Annotated in this window: 19 protein-coding genes and 1 pseudogene; 8 read left to right on the top strand and 12 right to left on the bottom strand. The window is 63.1% G+C overall.

Annotated features, from left to right (window positions below; translation table 11 throughout):
• Positions 1-256: 256 nt before the first annotated feature.
• Positions 257-919, top strand: a complete 663-nt coding sequence (locus tag EDF69_RS18020; RefSeq protein ID WP_132884323.1) for a BON domain-containing protein — start codon at positions 257-259, stop codon at positions 917-919.
• A 115-nt stretch (positions 920-1,034) separates the two neighbouring features.
• Here the strand turns inward: EDF69_RS18020 and EDF69_RS18015 are convergent, their stop codons facing one another.
• The gene (locus EDF69_RS18015) at positions 1,035-1,358 is read right to left on the bottom strand and encodes a hypothetical protein (RefSeq protein WP_239556206.1); all 324 of its coding nucleotides are present in this window, start codon (positions 1,356-1,358) and stop codon (positions 1,035-1,037) included.
• A 427-nt stretch (positions 1,359-1,785) separates the two neighbouring features.
• Here EDF69_RS18015 and EDF69_RS18010 point away from each other — a divergent pair, with 427 nt between their 5' ends.
• Together EDF69_RS18010 and EDF69_RS18005 are read left to right on the top strand one after the other, a co-directional pair.
• Positions 1,786-2,490, top strand: a complete 705-nt coding sequence (locus EDF69_RS18010; protein WP_239556205.1) for a redoxin domain-containing protein — start codon at positions 1,786-1,788, stop codon at positions 2,488-2,490.
• Positions 2,474-2,770, top strand: coding sequence for a glutaredoxin family protein (locus tag EDF69_RS18005; protein WP_239556204.1), 297 nt, complete (start codon positions 2,474-2,476; stop codon positions 2,768-2,770). Before EDF69_RS18010 ends, EDF69_RS18005 begins: the two co-directional genes overlap by 17 nt.
• A gap of 278 nt (positions 2,771-3,048) precedes the next feature.
• On the opposite strand, the gene EDF69_RS18000 is transcribed toward EDF69_RS18005, so the two are convergent.
• Positions 3,049-3,699: a hypothetical protein gene (locus tag EDF69_RS18000; protein ID WP_132884320.1), complete on the bottom strand. Its 651-nt coding sequence runs from the start codon at positions 3,697-3,699 to the stop codon at positions 3,049-3,051.
• A gap of 113 nt (positions 3,700-3,812) precedes the next feature.
• Here EDF69_RS18000 and EDF69_RS19985 point away from each other — a divergent pair, with 113 nt between their 5' ends.
• A complete protein-coding gene (locus EDF69_RS19985; RefSeq protein ID WP_132884319.1) occupies positions 3,813-4,331 on the top strand; it encodes an NADH dehydrogenase ubiquinone Fe-S protein 4 in 519 nt (172 codons plus the stop codon).
• An 80-nt stretch (positions 4,332-4,411) separates the two neighbouring features.
• Here EDF69_RS19985 and trxC read toward each other — a convergent pair whose 3' ends face one another.
• The 10 genes and pseudogenes from trxC to EDF69_RS17945 all read right to left on the bottom strand — a co-directional run bounded on the left by trxC (position 4,412) and on the right by EDF69_RS17945 (position 14,540).
• The gene (trxC, locus tag EDF69_RS17990) at positions 4,412-4,849 is read right to left on the bottom strand and encodes a thioredoxin TrxC (protein ID WP_010339445.1); all 438 of its coding nucleotides are present in this window, start codon (positions 4,847-4,849) and stop codon (positions 4,412-4,414) included.
• A gap of 60 nt (positions 4,850-4,909) precedes the next feature.
• Positions 4,910-7,519 (bottom strand): ATP-dependent chaperone ClpB, encoded by a 2,610-nt coding sequence (gene clpB, locus EDF69_RS17985; RefSeq protein WP_075153425.1) that lies wholly within the window; start codon positions 7,517-7,519, stop codon positions 4,910-4,912.
• A complete protein-coding gene (locus EDF69_RS17980) occupies positions 7,516-7,950 on the bottom strand; it encodes a S1C family serine protease (RefSeq protein WP_239556203.1) in 435 nt (144 codons plus the stop codon). The genes clpB and EDF69_RS17980 overlap by 4 nt, the downstream gene beginning before the upstream one ends.
• Positions 7,951-8,407: 457 nt before the next feature.
• A complete protein-coding gene (locus EDF69_RS17975) occupies positions 8,408-9,070 on the bottom strand; it encodes a 6-phosphogluconolactonase (protein ID WP_239556202.1) in 663 nt (220 codons plus the stop codon).
• 69 nt (positions 9,071-9,139) lie between these two features.
• Positions 9,140-9,565: a glycine zipper 2TM domain-containing protein gene (locus EDF69_RS17970; protein WP_047867081.1), complete on the bottom strand. Its 426-nt coding sequence runs from the start codon at positions 9,563-9,565 to the stop codon at positions 9,140-9,142.
• Between the two features lie 322 nt (positions 9,566-9,887).
• A complete protein-coding gene (locus tag EDF69_RS17965) occupies positions 9,888-10,739 on the bottom strand; it encodes a class I mannose-6-phosphate isomerase (RefSeq protein ID WP_075153426.1) in 852 nt (283 codons plus the stop codon).
• 486 nt (positions 10,740-11,225) lie between these two features.
• Entirely contained in the window at positions 11,226-12,134 is a 909-nt protein-coding gene (locus EDF69_RS17960) for a YfdX family protein (protein ID WP_047867079.1), read from the bottom strand.
• Positions 12,135-12,165: 31 nt separating this feature from the next.
• Positions 12,166-12,501: a DUF5335 domain-containing protein gene (locus EDF69_RS17955; protein WP_010339455.1), complete on the bottom strand. Its 336-nt coding sequence runs from the start codon at positions 12,499-12,501 to the stop codon at positions 12,166-12,168.
• 640 nt (positions 12,502-13,141) lie between these two features.
• A pseudogene (locus tag EDF69_RS17950) lies at positions 13,142-13,279 on the bottom strand (transposase); the annotation flags it as partial.
• Positions 13,280-13,340: 61 nt separating this feature from the next.
• Positions 13,341-14,540 (bottom strand): IS256 family transposase, encoded by a 1,200-nt coding sequence (locus tag EDF69_RS17945; protein WP_062127390.1) that lies wholly within the window; start codon positions 14,538-14,540, stop codon positions 13,341-13,343.
• Between the two features lie 222 nt (positions 14,541-14,762).
• Here EDF69_RS17945 and EDF69_RS17940 point away from each other — a divergent pair, with 222 nt between their 5' ends.
• The 4 genes from EDF69_RS17940 (at position 14,763) to EDF69_RS17925 (ending at position 19,309) form a co-directional block, all read left to right on the top strand.
• The gene (locus tag EDF69_RS17940; protein WP_132884640.1) at positions 14,763-15,866 is read left to right on the top strand and encodes an IS630 family transposase; all 1,104 of its coding nucleotides are present in this window, start codon (positions 14,763-14,765) and stop codon (positions 15,864-15,866) included.
• A gap of 191 nt (positions 15,867-16,057) precedes the next feature.
• Positions 16,058-17,545: an IS21 family transposase gene (gene istA / locus EDF69_RS17935; protein WP_132884630.1), complete on the top strand. Its 1,488-nt coding sequence runs from the start codon at positions 16,058-16,060 to the stop codon at positions 17,543-17,545.
• Between the two features lie 14 nt (positions 17,546-17,559).
• The gene (gene istB / locus EDF69_RS17930) at positions 17,560-18,393 is read left to right on the top strand and encodes an IS21-like element helper ATPase IstB (protein WP_204991410.1); all 834 of its coding nucleotides are present in this window, start codon (positions 17,560-17,562) and stop codon (positions 18,391-18,393) included.
• 184 nt (positions 18,394-18,577) lie between these two features.
• Positions 18,578-19,309 (top strand): helix-turn-helix domain-containing protein, encoded by a 732-nt coding sequence (locus tag EDF69_RS17925; RefSeq protein ID WP_204991464.1) that lies wholly within the window; start codon positions 18,578-18,580, stop codon positions 19,307-19,309.
• Positions 19,310-19,384: the final 75 nt, after the last annotated feature.

Genomic DNA, 19,384 nt, shown 5'->3' with positions numbered 1-19,384 from the left:
GGAGGTCTGGTCGCGGGTTGCGCCTCGGCCGCAAGCGCGGTTGGTGAAGCACTGCGGAGGATAGCGCGGCACCGCGGCGATGAACTGACCCACATCAGACGGCAATGTAACGGTCGCAGACCGCGACCGGGCCGGGAACGGTCCCACCGGTTTTCGCCTGACCTAAGTCAGCGCGCATCGGCGACTCGCTGAATAGGAAAGCTGCGGCGGAGTGCCAACCTGGGCTGCTGGCCCGCAATGACTAGGAGGATCCACCATGGTTTCCCTTTTTCGCACCGATTCCACCATCAAGAGGGACGTCGAGGACGAGATCAAATACGACCCGTCGATCCAGCATGACGAGACGATCGCCGTCGCCGTGAAGGACGGGATCGTGACGCTGAGTGGCGTGACCAAGAGCTATTTGGACTCTTATTATGCCGAGAAGGCGGCGAAACGCGTCTCGGGGGTTAAGGCGGTCGCCAACGAGATCCAGGTCAAGCTGTCGACCGAGCGCCTTGATCCCGAGATTGCCGAAGACGCGGTAAAATCGCTGAAGCGCGAACTGCCCAGCAGCGCCGAAAAGGTCAAGGTCGTCGTCAAAAATGGCTGGCTTACGCTCGAGGGCCATGTCGAATGGAATTTTCAGAAGGAATGGGCCGAACGCGCCGTCCGGTCGATCAGCGGCGTAAAGGGCGTCACCAATTTGATCACGGTAGAGCCCAGGGTCAACCCTGGCGACGTCAAGAAGAAGATCGAGGACGCCCTCGTCCGCAGCGCCCAGGTCGACGCGCAACGCGTCGAGGTCATAGTCGACGGCGGCAAGGTCACGCTCAAGGGTACGGTCAGGAGCTGGGCCGAACGTCAGGAGGCCGAAAGATCGGCATGGGCCGCACCTGGCGTGACGAGCGTTGACAATCAAATCAGGATCCTGCCCTGATGCGATCGGCGGGGATGGCGATGGCTATCCCCGCCTTCGCCGGCTGCACAACATCCACCCGCACGAACCCATCGCCGGCCGGCGTAACCTTGCCGACCGAATTGAGCAAGAGCCGTCAGGTCGGCGGAAAGGTCGCGTCGATGATCGTCCCGCCCGGCAATTGGCAGCGTCCCTGCCCACCGCCAGCCATCCCTGCACTCGACCGCATCAGCCGGAAATGGCACCGCATCTGCCCGTCTGCGCCGGTAAGGTTGGCGAGCACCCTCCCGCTGTAATGGGTGAGCGTGCTCTGGCTTGGTCCCCAATACGTCCAACCACGCCACCTCCACCGATCGCCCCACCCGGTCCATAGCGGAGTAAGCTCCTCGATGGTTGTCTCGCTCGTGATCTGGAAGAACGGGCCTGCATAGGTGACGCCCGTGCTAAGCTTTGCGGTCATAATGCCCGATCGGGCACCGCTCGATTTCCACACGAACGTCGCTGTCGTCGTCCCGCTCCTCGCAACGCCGATGCTGGACCCCGTAGTGGTGCACCCGGCTATGCCAAGAAGCATTGCCGGCAGGAGAGCAAAACTGAATCCCATTTTCTTCATCTCAACCTAAGCCTCCACGGTTTTGATCGTTGCTCCTTCGTCGATGGTGCCCCGACCTCCTGCGGCCGGGGCACCTTGAGCGGCGGTCTCGGGTTAGTCGCAGAGCCGAGCCAAGCTCTGATCTATCTCAGCCCGCCGCCAAGCAACCCGATTAGGTTGGGTCGGCGACATCAGGAAGGTTCGTCGCGCCATTCCTCGCGAAGGCGGACCACGTGCAGCAAGGAGTCCCAACTTGGATAGAAACGCAGGCACACTGGCCCCCCAGCCAAGTCGATTGGAACAGCTCAGCACCGACTTTGCGGCGCTGGCGCCCAAGCTTCCGGACGGCCCGGAAAAGCAGGCTCTATCGCTGCTCCACGGCCTGATTCAGGAATTGTGGCGCTCCGCCGGCTCGGCCCGCCCTGCCTTCGAGGCACCGGCCGGCGCGACTCTGGATGATCTGAAAAGCCTCCACGAGCATGCGCCTGCGATGGAGGGAGATGCGATCAATTCTCCTCTCAGCGTGGGAGCGAAAGCGCCAGAGTTCGCCCTGCTGGACGCTAGCGGCCGGGAAGTCACCCTCTCATCCTATGCGGGACGGCCGATCGTCCTCGTCTTCTATCCGCTCGACTGGAGCCCGGGCTGCAGCAAGCAGTTGGACCTTTATCAGCAGGAATGGTGCGAGTTCGAGAAGCGCGAGGTGGAGATCGTCGGGATTTCCGTAGATAGCCTTTACAGCCACGGCGCCTGGGCCGCCGCCCGCGGACTCTCGATGCCTCTCCTCGCGGATTTCAATCCCAAGGGAGAAGTCGCGCGCCGCTATAACGTATGGCGCGACGCTGATGGCTTTTCCGAGCGCGCGCTCTACATTATCGATGGAGAGGGCGTCATCCGTTACGCCCACGTCTCGCCGAAGCTCCAGCATGTTCCCGACATCTATGAGCTCTTCGCCAAGCTCGACGAGATTGTTGGAACGCCAGCAAATGGGGGACGCGAATAATGGCGTCCGCATATCGAGCACGCGGCTCGGCTGCCGCTCCGATCGTCATCTATGGAAGCCGTGGTGCGGCATCACTATGATGGTCCGGCGGTATCTCGATCGAGCCGGCATCCCGTATCGCTTCGTCGACTGGGAAGCCCATCCGGAAGTGCGGTCGGAGCTCGAATGGCTGGCCGGAGGCAGGCTAGCCAGTCCGACGATCAAGCTCGGGGGACAGGTTCTCGTGCAGCCCTCGATGCGCGAACTCGAATGGGCGCTGGCCCGCGCCGGATACCGTTAGCTTTAGGAATACGGCTCGGACGGACCACTCGCCCCCCCGGCCGCCGAGCCGTTGCACCGGGCAGCGTGATACTATTACTCCGCCCGTCACGCTGTCCGGTGCCCTTACCTACCAACGAATCTACGGTGTACCGGTATCTCACACGCGATTGAGCATGATGCCGCGGCCGACACGCGAATGTTTATTGCAAAACGCCCGAGAAGCCACGCAATGGGATCAGGGTTAGATCGCGACCTGTTCTAACTTCTCGGCGTGCCGGGCCGCCAAGCCCGCGCTGATCAGGTGGCGAGCCATGGATCAGGTTGGATTGTGGCAAGCGGCAACTCGTCCAGCGTCTTCTTCAGCTCGATTTCGTGCACGTGCACGTTCAGCGCGCCGGATTTTCGCATGATGTCCTGAATCTGGGATTCGGGGGTGTCATCCCGCACTCGAACAAAGACGACTAATCCACCGGAACGAATATCGCTCTCAAGAGTATCGGCCCCGACGCCACCCAGGATGGCCCTGCGCACGACCTTCGCGATACCCGCTCCAATCGTTCCGCCTGCCGCAGTTGCGGCGAGTACCGCTGCCAAGGCGCCACCTGATGCCACGACGGGCAGGGCTGCGCCAAGCGCAGCCACCGAGATTAGCGTTCCGAAAACAACCCCGGTGACCGTCGCCCCTTCATCTCGGGTAACCAGCTCGCGCCGCGGCAGGTCGGGAATTTCCGCAAGATTTATCGGGTCGCCATAGATTGCGGGAAGTTCCGCAAGTACCGCCTCGCGGCTCGCCATCAAGTCGATGTCGCCCTTGTCGACTCCTGCCGCTCCGAGCGCAACAACCAATTCCTCGAGCATTTCGAGGTTGTGCACGGTGCCGACAACCTCCCTCACTCGTACCTGCTCAAGGACGTTCTGCTCGAATTTTTCTGGCACGTTGATCTCCATCAAGGGCTGGACGAACAGAATATCCGCAATTCAAGAAGCAGCATCCTGACATAGCTCAGTCCTATCGCCGATGAAATACCGCAAGCTCCGCATCGGCAAGGACAGATGTCAATATGGGCTCGCGTCTCTATAAAAAACGATCATGCTCGGCCGGTTATATCCGGAGCCGCCTGCGTCGCATTCGCTTGCGCAACATGCGACAGCAGAAGCTCGATCATAGGCATGCCACAATCTGTCGCGTCGCGCAGGATGGGCGATGGTGGCGCCGCTACCTAACTTCGCTGCCTGATGATGCTCGTGCAATCATCGAGCCTTATCCCAGCGCCTCCAACCATGGGCGAGGCGGCCGCGCGCATAAGAATGAGTGGAGGCTCAGGTTTGAGCCGAGAAAAAGGCCTTTTGTCGACTGGCTAACAGGTTGGACCGGCGGAGAAGATCCCCTGCTTCAGATCGATCTTCGCTTCGACAGTCGTGATGCTGCGGTGCGTTATTGCGAGCGGATTGACTTGCCGTATGAGGTACACGAGCCGCCCCGGGAAAGGGCTGCACCCCTTAACAAGCAGCGTTTTCAATTCGACGATGCTCCTATCCGGGGTTGGCCAGGCGACGCCTCGGGACAGAAAGGCTCGTGACATGGGGTCGGCCGGCATTCGATGCGCCGGCCGCTAACATTGCCACACCCGAGGCACCGATCAAGCTGCGATGCCGGTATTCAAGCACCGAACCGCTCGGCCCACCCTCTCAGCGTGCCTAGATCAGTGACGCCAGCCTGGCGCGCGACGACATTGCCATTCTTGAAGGCAAGCAACGCGGGGATCCCCTGGACGCCGTACTCGGATGCGATGTCGGGATTTGCGTCGACATCGACCTTGATGAAGCGCGCTTTCGGCTCGATCGAGCGCGCTGCCTGTTCGAAGATCGGCGCCATCGTCCGGCACGGGCCGCACCAGCTCGCCCAGAAATCGACGATCACCGGCAGATCCGAATTGCGGATATGCTTGCGCGCTCGCGCAGCGTCGAGAGCGGCAGGGACGCCCTCGAACAGCTTCTGATGACAACGACCGCATCTGGCGACCAGCGGCTCACGGTCGGTCGGCACCGCGTTCGTGGCATCGCAGTGGGGGCAGACGACCCCTCGCTTTTCAGCCATCGATAAATCCTCGTTCGCTGCAGGTCCTCGCGGCAGCGGATCGCCGCCGCGAAGTGCCTTTCAATCAGCCTGCCCTTCGGCGGGCCCCTTCATCCGGATCGTGAATGCCAGTTCGCCGTCCCCTTCATCAATGGTGACAGTGGAGCCATCCGGGACCTCGCCCCGCAGGAGGAGGTCCGCCAAAGGATCCTGAAGATACCGCTGTATTGCGCGCTTAAGCGGACGTGCGCCGTAGACCGGGTCATACCCCACGCGGCCGAGCCAGGCACGCGCGCGCTCGGTGAGGTCAAGGATGATCTTCCGATCCTGGAGGAGGTTCTGGACGCGCGAGACCTGAATGTCGACGATCGGACCCATGTCGGCCTGGCCGAGGCGGTGGAACAGAATGATCTCATCGAGCCGGTTGAGGAATTCCGGCCGGAAATGCGCGCGCACCACCTCCATCACCTGCGGCTCGACGCTCTCGACCGTCTCCCCTTCCGCCAGGTTGGATAGGTACTGGCTACCGAGATTGGACGTGAGGATGATCAGCGTGTTCTTGAAATCGACCGTGCGGCCCTGTCCGTCCGTCAGCCGGCCGTCGTCGAGCACCTGCAGGAGCACGTTGAAGACGTCGTTGTGCGCCTTTTCCACCTCGTCGAAGAGGATCACCTGATAGGGCCGCCGCCGCACCGCCTCAGTCAGCACGCCGCCTTCCTCATAGCCGACATAGCCCGGCGGGGCGCCGATAAGCCGCGCGACCGAGTGCTTCTCCATGAACTCCGACATGTCGATTCGGACCATCGCGCTGTCGTCGTCGAACAGGAAGCCCGCGAGCGCCTTGGTGAGCTCGGTCTTGCCGACGCCGGTCGGGCCGAGGAACAGGAACGAGCCCATCGGCCGGTCCGGATCCTGCAGGCCCGCGCGGGCACGGCGGATGGCGCGGCTGACCGCCGTGACCGCCTGCCGCTGGCCGATGACCCGCTTTCCGAGCGCCTCCTCCATATGGAGCAACTTTTCGCGCTCGCCTTCGAGCATCTTGTCCACCGGGATGCCCGTCCAGCGCGAGACGACCGCCGCGATGTCCTGGGCGGTGACCTCCTCGCGCAGCATCGCGCCCTGGCTCGCCGTCTGAGCGTCGGCCAGCTGCTTCTCCAAACCCGGTATGACGCCATAGCTCAGCTCGCCAGCGCGGGCGAGGTCGCCGCGTCGCTGCGCCTGGTCAAGCTCGAGGCGAGCCTGGTCGAGCTGCTCCTTGAGCTTGGCCTCGGCCTGGATCTTCTCCCGCTCCGCCTGCCAGCGCTGTGTAAGTTCCGCCGACTGCTGCTCAAGCTGCGCGAGATCATGCTCGAGGTGCGTCAGGCGATCCCTGGATGCGGCATCCGACTCCTTTCTGAGCGCTTCCCGCTCGATCTTCAGCTGGATGATGCGCCGGTCAAGCGTCTCGATCTCTTCCGGCTTGGATTCGACCTCCATGCGGATCCGGCTTGCCGCCTCATCCATCAGGTCGATCGCCTTGTCGGGCAGGAACCGGTCGGTGATGTAGCGGTTGGAGAGCGTCGCCGCCGCGACGATCGCCCCATCCGTGATCCGCACGCCGTGGTGCAGCTCGTACTTTTCCTTGAGACCCCGGAGGATGGAGATCGTGTCCTCCACCGTCGGCTCGCCGACGAACACTGGCTGGAACCGGCGCTGGAGCGCCGCGTCTTTCTCGACATACTTACGGTATTCGTCGAGCGTGGTCGCGCCGATACAGTGCAGCTCGCCGCGGGCAAGCGCGGGCTTCAAGAGGTTGCCCGCATCCATCGCGCCTTCCGTCTTACCTGCGCCGATCAGCGTGTGCATCTCGTCTATGAAGAGGATGATGTTGCCCTCGGCCCCCTTCACTTCGTCGAGCACGCCCTTGAGACGCTCCTCGAACTCGCCGCGATATTTCGCGCCGGCGATGAGCGCCCCCATGTCGAGCGCCATCAGCTTGCGATCCTTGAGCGTGTCGGGAACGTCGCCATTGGCGATGCGGAGCGCCAACCCTTCCACGATCGCGGTCTTACCAACGCCGGGATCGCCGATGAGCACGGGATTGTTCTTGGTCCGACGCGCCAGAATCTGAACCGTGCGTCGGATCTCCTCGTCCCGGCCGATCACCGGATCGAGCTTCCCGTCCCTCGCGGCCTGGGTGAGGTCGCGGGCGAATTTCTTCAGCGCATCGTAGCGATCCTCGGCGCTTGCCGTGTCCGCGGCGCGCCCGCCGCGAAGCTGGTTGATCGCTTCGTTCAGCGCCTCGGGCTTCACGCCCGCTCGCGCCAGAGCCTTGCCAGCCGCCGCGCCTGTCGCGAGGGTGAGCGCCAGCAGTAGCCGTTCGACCGTCACATAGCTGTCCCCGGACTTCTGGGCGATCTGCTCGGCTTGATCGAGGAGCCGGACGGCATCGTTGTCGAGTCCGGGAGGCTGAGACGCCCCGCTTCCGGTGACTGAAGGCAGCTTGGCAAGCGCAGCGTCCACTTCGCTAGCCGCCAGATCCGGATTGCCGCCGGCAGCGCGAATCAGGCCGGCTGCCATGCCCTGCTCGTCCTCGAGCAGGGCTTTGAGAATATGCTCCGTCGTGATGCGCTGATGATTAAGTCTTATCGCCACGGTCTGCGCGGCCTGAAGAAAGCCCTTTGCGCGGTCCGTATATTTCTCAAGGTTCATTCGAATTCCTCTCGTTCAACAGCCGGAGTCGACAAGTGGCGGCCGATCCCGGCCGTCACCGTGCCGCCAAGGCCATAGGGATTCCCGATTGCGAGGACCCAGTCGCCGGTGCGCGCGCCCGGCGAGTTACCAAAGCGCACAAAGGGCAAGTTATTAGCCTCGACTTTGAGGACAGCAAGGTCTGAGGCTTCGTCACGCCCGACCACGCGAGCTGGATATTCCTTCCCGCCGGTCAGCGTGACCTTGATCGCTTGGACCTGCACGCCCGAGCCGCGACCCGCGACGACGTGGTTGTTCGCGACGACGTAGCCATCTGTCGAAATGAGGAATCCGGATCCGCGCGACGTGGCATTAAGGGGAGCGGGCGGCCGGCCCAGTTCCGGAAAGGGAAACAGGCCGCCGAACGGAAGGCCGCCCGGAAAGTCGGGCATTCTCCGCACCTTTACACGCGACGTTGTCGAGCTGTTCACCACAGCCGGGGAGAGACGGGCGGCAAGATCGGCGAAGCTCGGGGGCGCGCCACGGGCCGACTCCAGGCGACCGGAACCGTCCGCATTCAGCGGTGCCGTCGGGCGTGACTACGCGTATCGCAAGCGACTGCCAGCAGCAACGCGGGAACGAAAACGAGCCTCAGCATCCAGGATCTCCCGTCGTTCAGCTCGACCAGCCTTCCGGCGAGCCGATCGAGCACCAAAGACCTGGGCAAGCTAAGCGTGGCGGCTCGGCGAAACGCTGATCTTTGTCAGTGCTCTGAAGGAGCGGGCTCGCTCCTGCATCTTCTACGCGTTTGCCAGCCTTCGCTCCCATGCCCCTTCGCAAAGAGCTTGCTGCGTCGGCCCTGCCCGAGAGACGTCGCGAAGCGAGCCGATCCAGCGACAAAGTTCGAAGCTATCGGCTCCAGAATAGTTCGGGCTGGCACTTTGCTTTAGCTAAGACGATGCCGAGCGGCATCTGCGACTCCGCACCCTCTTCCAGAGCCCGTTCGACGACCTTCAGCTTGTCCTGGCCGCTGCCGAAAATAAGCAGTCGCTTTGCCGAGAGAATGGCGCTCAGCGTCAACGTCACTCTGGGCACCGGCGCCTCGGCCGGAAGCGGCACGGGCCTGATGCCGGCGACGCGCCTCCAGTCAGGATAACGCATCGCAACGGCAAGGTCCGGTCCCGGGAGGAGCGAGGCAACATGCCCGTCCAGACCGAACCCTAGCCAGACCAGATCCAGCGGCCAAGCCAGGTCCGAAAGCCTCAGCTCGGCTGCGTCCGCCGCTGCGGCAGGATCATCGAATGGTGGTCTTGCGAGAGGGATGAGCTGTGCTTGCCCCGCGGCGAAACATCTCTCCAGCAGACCATAGTTGGACAGCCGGTCGCCCGGCGGCACGAGGCGGTCGTCGGTGGGGATGATCGTGACCCCACGCCACCCGCTCGCTCGCGGGGCAAGGAATTCGAACGCGCGCACAGGCGACCGGCCACCTGGAAAGGCGACGAAGGCGGCGCCTTCCGTTTCCAGACGATCGGTGATGATGCCCGACACCTCTCGGACCAGGCTCTCGGCCAAATGCTCCGGAGTGGCAAACCCATGCCATAGCGGCTCGGGCACACCAAGGACTTCCGGCTCCTCCGGCACTTAGCGGCGTCGCCAGTGGCGCTTGTACCAGTATCGGTGATAGGGATAGGGCCTGTAGATCCAGTGGCCCCCGTACCATACCCAGGGATCATACCACGGCGGCGCCACATAGACGTGCGGATAGACGGGTGGCGGATAGAAAGGCTCGGGCGCTGCCTTGACCACGAACCCGGGCGGACAGTCGGGGCTGGCGTTCCTCGCGATGGCGCTGCCCGCGACCGCGCCTGCACCCGCGCCAAGGACGGTGGCCGGGGCTCTATCGTAGCGACCGGCGAGCCCTGAACCGGCAAGCGCTCCAATCAGCCCGCCGATCACCGCGCCTGCAGCGATGTTGCTCCGACGGTCCGCTATGCAATTTTCTGCCGCCCACCGTTCGGCTTCGCGGCTGTAGCGATCATCCTCCTCGCGCTCGCGATCCGACTGCACGAACCGGCCAGGAGGCGGCTTGTAGCCAGGCGGCGGCGGTACGTTGTACTGCTCGCTGCGGCCTTCGGTTGGGCTTGAAGACGAAGGGGTGGAAGTTTGCGCAATCGCGGGATTCCCGCAGGCCAGAAGCAATGTCAGGATTGTGGTGCAGCGAACCGGGCTAGCAGGCATTTCAAGGCCCATCCTTGGAGAAACCCACCGAGGCGGGATCATCGGCTTCGCTATGCGCAGCACCTCCGTCCGGCACTGATCTAGCTCACTTCAACAAGCCATTTTCGGTTCGATCGGGAGCCCGCTTCAGGGTTGCCGGTCCACTTCAAGATCAGCCGATGAGCGCCTCGTGCACCGCTCGGCCCGAATAGGCGACGAGAAGATCGCACGAGCCGGTGAAGTTGACGCCGGCATCGCCAGCGACGATCCACACGCCGCCGGGCTCAATCGGCTCCGATCCCACGACCGCTTCGCCCCGGAGGGGTATCAGCCAAACCGGCTCGCCTCGCCGCGGCGCCAGAATGCCGGTAAAAGCGTCGGCCCAGCGTTCCACCACGAACGGCCCTCCGGCGGCAAGCACCCGCCTGCCCCGCGCCAACTCGAATGGGGCGAATGGAGCCTCGTAGGGCGCCGGGCGGGCAGCCTCCACCGCCTCGTCCAGATGGAGCTCGCGATTGCTACCATAGTCATAGAGCCGATAGGTGACGTCCACATTCTGCTGGATTTCGATCAGGCTGAGACCGGCGCCTATGGCGTGGATCGTGCCTGCCGGCGCGTACCAGAAGTCACCCGCCCGCGCTGGCTTCCAGTCGAGCAGGCCGACGATCGAGCCATCCCTGGCCGCGGCGCGCAACCGCTCCCTGGTAACCCATGTCCGCAGTCCCAGCGCGACGCTCGCCCCCGGCTCGGCCTCGAGGATCTGCCAGGCTTCGCTCTTGCCCCGGGGGAGCCCATACGCCTTCGCGGTAGCGTCGTCAGGATGAACCTGGACCGAGAGCCGTCTGCTCGTGAACAGGTACTTGACCAGCAGCTCGGGGTCATCAAGCCCGCTTCCCGGCGGCAGCTCGAACCAGATCTCGCCGACGGGCTCCTCACGCGCGGCCACGTCATCGAACCAGGGTCCAGTCGACCATCGGCCCCAGGGTTTGGCGACCGTTTTGGTTTCCAATCGTATGACCGGCATGTCGCCCTCCTCTTGGATGCTCGAACGGTCAGGTCGGACATAATGCGGCCCTCCGAGGAGGCATCGCCACCATCGGAAGCATCGATGACGAACATCACTCGCACGGCGTGGGCCCGCCTGCGAATCCCGCACTCCTCCGCAGCCCGGCAAGACGCGACCGTGAGCGGGAGAGCGCTCCGGCTGGCTGACTCATGTCATTTGCGGTGCGGCGGACCGCGGCATTGTCCGCCTCGGCTTCCGTCTATTCCATCGCCGAACCCGTCCGACAATCCGTTCGGCCCGCCCCGGATCCCACCCCGATGCGTTTGGCGAGCGAGGGGCATGAACGATCATATAACCGTCCTTCGGCAGTCGGGCTTGAGGAGTGCGGACTTTGCAGGATCGCAAAGTCCGCACTCCTCGTCCTATGGTCTCAGTAGCTATCCACCCGCAGCCACATCGAACCCGCGCGCGCCGGCACTGGCAGTGTTGTCAGATTGCGCTGACTCACTTCTTCTGAGCAGGCTGGCTCGATTGAGTTGCTTTCTTGAAGAAATCGCGAATCTTGTCGAAAATGCTCGTTGCCGCGCCCTTGTTCTTGGTGCCCTCCTCGATCTCGTCGACCGTTTTCAGCAGCTCCTTCATTTGGTCCTTGGTCGCATAGCCCAACGCCTGACCGAGCCGGAGCTGTTCACGCGCAGTGTTCAGAAGTTGCTTGATTCTCGCCTCATCCCCGGCGCCGCGCTGGGCATTCGCAGCCAGGTTGCGCGCCTCTTCGATCGCCGCGCTTGCCCGGATGAGCGGGAGCGGGTGGATCACGTCGCGGATCACGATCGTGCCGAGCGCAGCTTCGAGCGCCGCCTTTGCTGCGTCCAGCTTGCCTTGGGCGATGAGAGCCGCGGCGGCCTTGATCGCGTCCGGGTAGGTCGCGAGCGGGAGATTACTGGTCCGAACAACGGTTTCGCTCGCCAGCCCGTCGATGAGATGGCGCGCCTCCTGCAACCGTCCATCTTCGAGCGCCTCCTCGGCCGACTTCCGCAGTGCCTTCACGGCATCCACAGAACCCAGGACGTCGTAGCTGATCACACTGACATCGACCGGAGCGAGAGCAAGGCTGGGGTTGCGCGCGAGCACGATTTCGAGCTTGCCGGTGGCGCGCTCGAGCGCGGCGGTCGCGGCTTTGCCGTCCTTGTTGTCGAGCGCGGCAAGCGCATTCTGCGTCTCCTGCAGCGCCGAAACGGCGTCCTGGAGCAGTTCTGCGCGGTCGACGGGCGGGGCCGGCGTCGCCGCCACCGGGGCGCTGGCCGCCCCGGTGGCGGCATTCGTGGCGGCCTCGTTGTTGGCGTCCTGCTTGGAACAGCCCGCCGTCAGAATGAGGGCCGAGGCCGCGGTCGCGGCTAAAAAACTGCGTTTCATGATCTTCCCCTTGGTTGTTGAAGGTACGAGTTCATTGGTCGGGAGCGGGCAGCGCAAGCGGCCGCCTCAGCTTTACGAGGTGATTCGTCCCGTCGCCATCGATCACGGCGATCGCCGCAACGCCGTCGCCGCTTTCTTCGACGTAGATCGATTGCGGGTGGCGGATCATGTGATCCAGTCCCTCGAGCGTCACACCCACCAAGTCGTCCTTATGGTCATAGAAGATGCCGGCAATCGGCAGGTATTGCGCCTCGATCTGATCGCCGAGTTCGAGCGAGGCGACCTCAATCTCAGCTCGCAACCCAACCATGCCCCGGGAAACCCGATCGAGATACTTTCCCCACTCTGGCTTAGGAACCAGATTCATCAGTCGACTCCTTTGAAAAGGCATCGCGGCCCAAGGTTCATAGTCCACAAAAACATCGACCGTCCACATTGCGTCGCCGGTCCGCGGAGCACGATTCTGCCAAAGGCCTCTGCTCTTCGAAGGCAGGCGAGTGTTTGAACGCCTTGGTAAAGGCTGGTGCACGGACTCCCCCGGCGCGGCCCACCCGCCCGAACGCCCAATCTTGAAGCGCCCCGCCGCCTTCCGACTTGGCTGCCACGGGCGGCGGTACTGCGATCTTTGCCGATGTCCTGATCAATGTGGGCATCAATATTCTCCGGTCGGCCGTGGAATTGCAGGCCCGCGCCCCTGCCGTCCTGACATAGCTCAGCTTTCAGCTGGTCAAACCATGCGTCGGAACGGTCATCTTCGGGCACTGAGGAGCAAAGTTCCGTCACGCTCGGCGTAACCCGGGATGGATGCATGTTCCCGTGGCGCGCCGATGCAAGGCGATGCAAGGCGATGGAGGCGGAAACGCGAAGCCGACAATGGTATTTTCGCTCTGCTCGCCCTGAGCCTCGAAGCCTGCGTCGTCCCGAATGACATCGCGGATGCGCTACTCCTTGCTTCGATGGCGATCACGATGCTCTTGCGGAGTGACGCGTTAAGGGCCGAGTTCGACGGTGTCGTCGCCGTAGCACTCGGGCACCTCGGCCCATGGGCAGCCGGTCCGAAGCCGCCAGAGGATGCTGTTCAGAACCCAACGATCATCTACACGGGCAACCCCACGCGGCTTGTTCAGCAGCAGCGGCTCGATGATCGAATTTAGTGTCTGTCAGTGGGACTGTCAGGAATTTTGTGCGGGAGGCCGGTTACCGTCATTAGATGACGAAGCGCTCACCGAAGATTACGGCGAACTGACTTTTGGCCTCACCCCATTCGCGCGGTGGGCGCTTCCATTCGTCCGCCGCGTGATTGAGCACGAGATATAACAGCTTCATCGCGGCATCGTCACCGGGGAAATGGCCGCGGGTACGGACGGCACGGCGAACCTTCGAATTCAGGGCCTCGATGGCGTTCGTAGTGTAGATGATCCGGCGGACGCCCTCGGGAAAGGCGAAGAACGGGATCACCTGGTCCCAGTGTCGCCGCCAGCTTATGGCGATGGCCGGGTGTTTCTGGCCCCAGGGGCCTGCCTCGAACGCCTCCAGCGCAGCCATGCCGGCCTCGGGCGTCTCGGCACGGTAGACGCCGCGCAACGCCTGGGCGATGAACTTGCGCTCCTTCCAGGACGCAAAGCTCATGCTGTTGCGGATCAGATGGACGATGCAGGTCTGGACGATGGCCTCGGGGAAGACAGCGTTGATCGCCTCCGGGAACCCCTTCAGGCCGTCGACGACGGCGATCAGGATGTCGGCGACGCCGCGGTTCCTGAGCTCGTTCATGACGCGCAGCCAGAATTTGGCCCCCTCGGTCTGCTCGATCCAGATGCCGAGCACCTCCTTGGTCCCGTCCGGCTGAATGCCCAGCGCGATGTAGACCGCCTTGTTGCGGACGAACCCTTCGTCGCGGATCTTCACCCGGATCGCGTCGAAAAACACCAGCGGATAGCAGGCGTCGAGCGGCCGACCCTGCCATTCGGCAACCGTCTCCAGCACCGCATCGGTGACGGTCGAGATCAGGTCCGGCGAGACGTCGATCCCGTACAGCTCCTCGAGGTGCCCGCGGATTTCGCGCACCGTCATCCCGCGCGCGTACATCGAGACGATCTTGTCGTCGAAGTCGGGGAAACGGCGCTGGTATTTGGCGATGAGCTTCGGGTCGAACGTCCCCGCCCGGTCGCGTGGCACGTCCAGCGTCACCTTCGATGTGCCCGTCAGCATCGTCTTCCTCGATGACCCGTTGCGCCGGTTGATGGTGCCTGCGGCGCCTTCGCTTTCCAGATGATCGTCGAGCTCAGCCGACAGCATCCGCTCCGACAACGCCTTCTTCAGCTCGTCGAGCAGACCGTCCTTTGCAAACAGCTCCTGCGGGTCACGACCAGCCAGAAGCTGGTCCAAAACGTCCTTGTCGATTGCCATATCGATGGTCCCTTCCATTCCATCCTATGGCCTCCCGCACAAAATTCCTGACAGTCCCTCTGTCAGTTCGTTTCGCCGCTGCCTCATCCAGCTTCTATCGCAATGGAGAGCCTGAATCACACAAGCAGGCAAACCTCAAGCCGATTAATGAGTTTACCGCCTAGTCACCTGGAACTGAAGTAAGTCGCATTGTATGCTGGCTCCGCTGATGAGGAGCTTGGCATGGCGAACGCGGGCGGCCGACCGACGATGCCTCTGGTGTTGGAGGCGGAGGAGCGGGACTATCTGGAGCGGCAGGTTCGCCGGCGGCGGGTGTCTCGCTCGATGTCGGAGCGGTGCCGTATTATCCTTCGCTGTGCGGACGGTATTCAGAGCAAGGTTGTCGCTGCTGAGTTGGGCGTGCACGAGCACACAGTCGGTAAGTGGCGACGGCGCTTCCTGAAGGACCGAGTTGAGGGACTGATGGACGAGGCTCGGCCCGGACGACCGAGAACGATCGACGATGATCAGGTTGCTGCCGTGATCGAGCGCACACTCCGCTCCACGCCAACTGACGCGACCCACTGGTCGATACGCTCGATGGCGGGTGCGACCGGCTTCTCCCACACGACGATCCGGCGCATCTGGTCGGCCTTTGGGCTGCAACCGCATCGGTCGGAGACGTTCAAGCTGTCGAGCGATCCCCTGTTCGTGGAAAAGGTCCGCGACATTGTCGGGCTCTATCTCTCCCCGCCTAACCGCGCGTTGGTGCTCAGCGTCGACGAGAAGAGCCAGATCCAGGCGCTCGATCGAGAGCAGCCGGTCCTGCCGATGATGCCAGGAGTACCCGAGCGGCGCACTCACAGTTACGTCCGTCACGGCACGACCTCGCTGTTCGCAGCGCTCGACATCGCTTCGGGGTTCGTGATCGGCAAATGCTACAAGCGTCATCGCGCCGCCGAGTTTCTGGACTTCCTTAAGCAGATCGACGCCCAGGTGCCGCCCGATCTCGATGTCCACATCATCATGGACAATTACGCGACCCACAAAACCGCGCTCGTCCGGGCCTGGCTCGCCCGCAGGCCGCACTATCATGTGCATTTCACGCCGACTTCGGCTTCGTGGATCAACCAGGTCGAGCGCTGGTTTGCCGAACTTACCCGCAAGCAACTGCGCCGCGGCGTCCATACCTCCACCAATCAGCTCGAGCAGGACATCCGTGCCTTCATCGAGCGCCACAACGAGAACCCGAAGCCCTACCGATGGACCAAGTCCGCCGACGAGATACTCGCCTCCGTAAAGCGCTTCTGCCAAGCCGCAGACCGTACGTTATGCGGCGAACTTTAGATTCAGGTGACTAGCACTACTGTGGCATCTCGATGCCGTCGGGAGGTGTCCCCCCCATGAGTCGACGGAAATAGTGCAGGGAATGTGAAGGGCGGTGACAAACCAGGCCACAGGACCGCCGGCGCAGTGCCGTCGGGGGCGGAGTAAAATCCGGCCAGTTGGTAAGCTGCTCCCTTTGCGGAGCGGCGGGGATGTTTGTCGTGGAGAGCTACGCAGCGGTCAGACGGTTTGTATTTGTCGAGGGGCATAGTCGCCGGGAAGCGGCGGAGGTGTTCGGGCTGAACCGGGATACGGTACGCAAGATGTGCCTGTATTCGGCGCCTCCTGGATACCGCCGGACGAAACCTCCGACCAAGCCGAAGCTCGGGACGCTGCTACCGGTTATCGACGCAATCCTGGCAGCCGACCGCGAGGCGCCGGGCAAGCAGCAGCACACGGCCAAGCGGATCTTTGAGCGGCTGCGCGACGAGCATGGCTATACGGGCGGCTACACGATGGTGAAGGACCATGTGCGGCTGTGCAGGGCCCGCGGGCGCGAGACCTTCGTGCCGCTGGCGCACCCGCCGGGGCATGCACAGGTCGACTTTGGCGAGGCGGTCGCGGTCGTCGGCGGGGAGCGGATGAAGATCCACTATTTCTGCATGTCGCTGCCGCAGTCGGATGCCTGCTTCTTCAAGGCGTATCCGCGCGAGACGACCGAGGCGTTTCTTGACGGGCACGTGTCGGCATTCGCGTTCTTCGGGGGCGTGCCGCTGTCCATCCTCTACGACAACACAACCATCGCCGTGGCAAAGATCTGCGGCGATGGAACGCGCGAGCGCACACGCGCCTTCACCGAGTTGGTCAGCCACTACCTGTTTCAGGACCGTTTTGCGCGTCCAGCGCGAGGCAACGACAAAGGCAAGGTCGAGGGGCTGGTGAAGTTTGCGCGCAACAACTTCATGGTGCCCGTGCCGGTCGCTGCCAATTTCGATGTCCTGAACGCCAGGTTCGAGGAGTCCTGCCGTACGCGCCAGGGCGAGCATGCCGGTCAGCACGCGCAGACCATTGCCGAGCGGCTGGCGGCAGACGTATCGGCATTGCGCACGCTGCCGTCCGTACCACTGGAGCCATGCGAGAAACGCGCGGCGCGCGTGTCGTCGACCGCGATGGTGCGCTACCGGACCAACGACTATTCGGTGCCGACCGCGTACGGCTACCGCGACGTGATGGTGAAGGGGTTCGTCGACGAGGTCGTCATCATATGCGCGGGCGAAGAGATTGCCCGGCACGCGCGTTGCTACGACGAAGGCGTATTCGTCTCCAACCCACTGCACTATCTCGCGCTCATCGAGACCAAGCCCGGTGCGCTCGACCAGGCGGCAGCCCTTCAGGACTGGAACCTGCCGGACATCTTCCAGCATCTGCGCCACCTGCTCGAGGCCCGGATGGGCAACAAGGGTAAACGCGAGTTCATCCAGGTGCTGCGGCTGCTCGAGGCGATGCCGCTTCCCATCGTCACGGATGCCGTGACCGAGGCAGTCCAGTTGGGCGCACCTGGTTTTGACGCGGTAAAACTCATCGCGCTGGCGCGTATCGAGCGCCGTCCGCCGCGCCTGGATTTAGCGGCGTATCCGCACGTGCCCAAGATGGACGTCAAAACGACGTGCGCGGCCGACTATGCGGTGCTGGCAGCATGACGGACAAGGACGCCATGCCGGTGGGCACGACCGCAGGTACGCCACAGGTGCTGCTCGCCCATCATCTCAAACAACTCAAACTGCCAACCGTTCTGCGCGAGTACGAAAAGGTCGCGCGCGAATGCGCGCAAGGCGGGGTCGACCACACGCGCTACCTGTTGCGGCTTATCGAGTTGGAGCTCATCGACCGCGAGCGCCGGACCATCGAACGACGGATCCGCGCAGCCCGTTTCCCGGCTGTGAAGAGCTTCGACACCTTCGAGTTCACCGCCATCCCCAGCCTGAACAAGATGATGGTGGTCGAGCTCGCACGGTGCGAATATATCCTGCGCCGCGAGAACGTCATTGCGCTCGGCAACAGCGGGACAGGCAAGACGCATGTAGCCCTCGCGCTCGGCCTGGCGGCTTGCCAGAAGGGCTTCACAGTCGCCTTCACTACCGCGGCCTCGCTGGTGAACCAGTTGATGGAGGCGCGAGACGAGCGACGGCTGCTCAAGCTCCAACGCGAGATGGCGGCCGTGAAGCTGCTCGTCGTCGATGAACTCGGCTACGTCCCGTTGTCCCCGACCGGCGCCGAACTGCTCTTCGAGGTGCTGTCGCAGCGCTACGAGCGCGGCTCGACCATCATCACCTCCAACCTGCCGTTCGAGGACTGGACGCAGGTGCTCGCCTCCGAGCGGCTGACCGGCGCACTGCTCGACCGGCTCACCCACCATGCCACCATCCTGACCATGAACGGCGACAGCTATCGCCTCAAGCAGTCCACCGGACGCAAACGTCGCGGGGCGGAGCAAAACCAGGCCAGTGCCCTGTCCGACCCGGACACCGGTGAGATATTATCTTCCTGACCATCAGGCCGAGGACGGCAACGATATGAAAAGGGCCCCGATCGGGGCCCTTTTCATATCGTCAGCGCGCGCCTCAAGTGGCCTGCTTTTACTCCGCCCCGCTGGCCTGGTTTTGCTCCGCCGTTGACAAGGGAACTTAGGGATGCTCAGTCCAGTCTAGCGGAGAGCTATGAGGGAGGTTCCAATGGTGGAAGCGCTTTCGCAATATACGCAACGTCGGAAATCGACATTTGCGGATCGCCTTGGACTTGATGAACCCACGCGCCGTCCAGCGATAAACCATCTGCGAGACGTTTCTGCTTCAACCCTCAGCGGTTGCCGCAACGGCAAGACGCTAGAGCTGAAGGACCGCCAGGAGCTCCCGATGGGGCCCGAGGCGGACGGTCTTTATCAGGTAGTCTCTGGCATGCTGCAATGCGGCGTCATTTCCGAAGATGGCCGCAGGTGGATAAGCGGTTTTATCCTGCCGAGAGAAGTCATGCTGTTCGAACATGGCGAGATCCAGAGCGAGATTGCGCAGGCGCTGTGCCCGACCACGCTCATCAAGATTCCTCGCAGTGTGTTCGTTAATCCGTCGTGCATGGATCCCCACCTGTACGCTATGATCACTTCCTCGCTTTTGCGCACACACAATGTGGCGCTCCGCTTCGGGTTGATGCTCGGCCGGGCGAATGCCGCGGAGCGTCTGGCCTTCTTCCTGCTCGACCTGATGAAGAGACTGGGCGGGCGCAGCAACGCCCGCCTGCTCATGTCCAGGGCGGATATCGGCGATCATCTGGGGCTGACGAGCGAGACGGTAACCCGGACCTTCACGCTACTGCAGCGGCACAATTATGCGCGGGTGAGCGGTAGGGATGTGGAGATCCTGAATCCGACCGCGCTGGAGCATCTTGCGGCTGCGATCCTAACCGCCTGACGGCATAACAGCCCTCCAGGCTGCCGCCCTGCCTGCCGCTGTCCATCTGGATCGCGCACGAGGCGGTAGCAATGG

Source organism: Sphingomonas sp. JUb134 (assembly GCF_004341505.2).
GTDB lineage: Bacteria > Pseudomonadota > Alphaproteobacteria > Sphingomonadales > Sphingomonadaceae > Sphingomonas.
The sequence above is the reverse complement of the archived record's forward strand: the minus strand, read 5'-3'. Positions and strand labels throughout refer to the sequence as shown.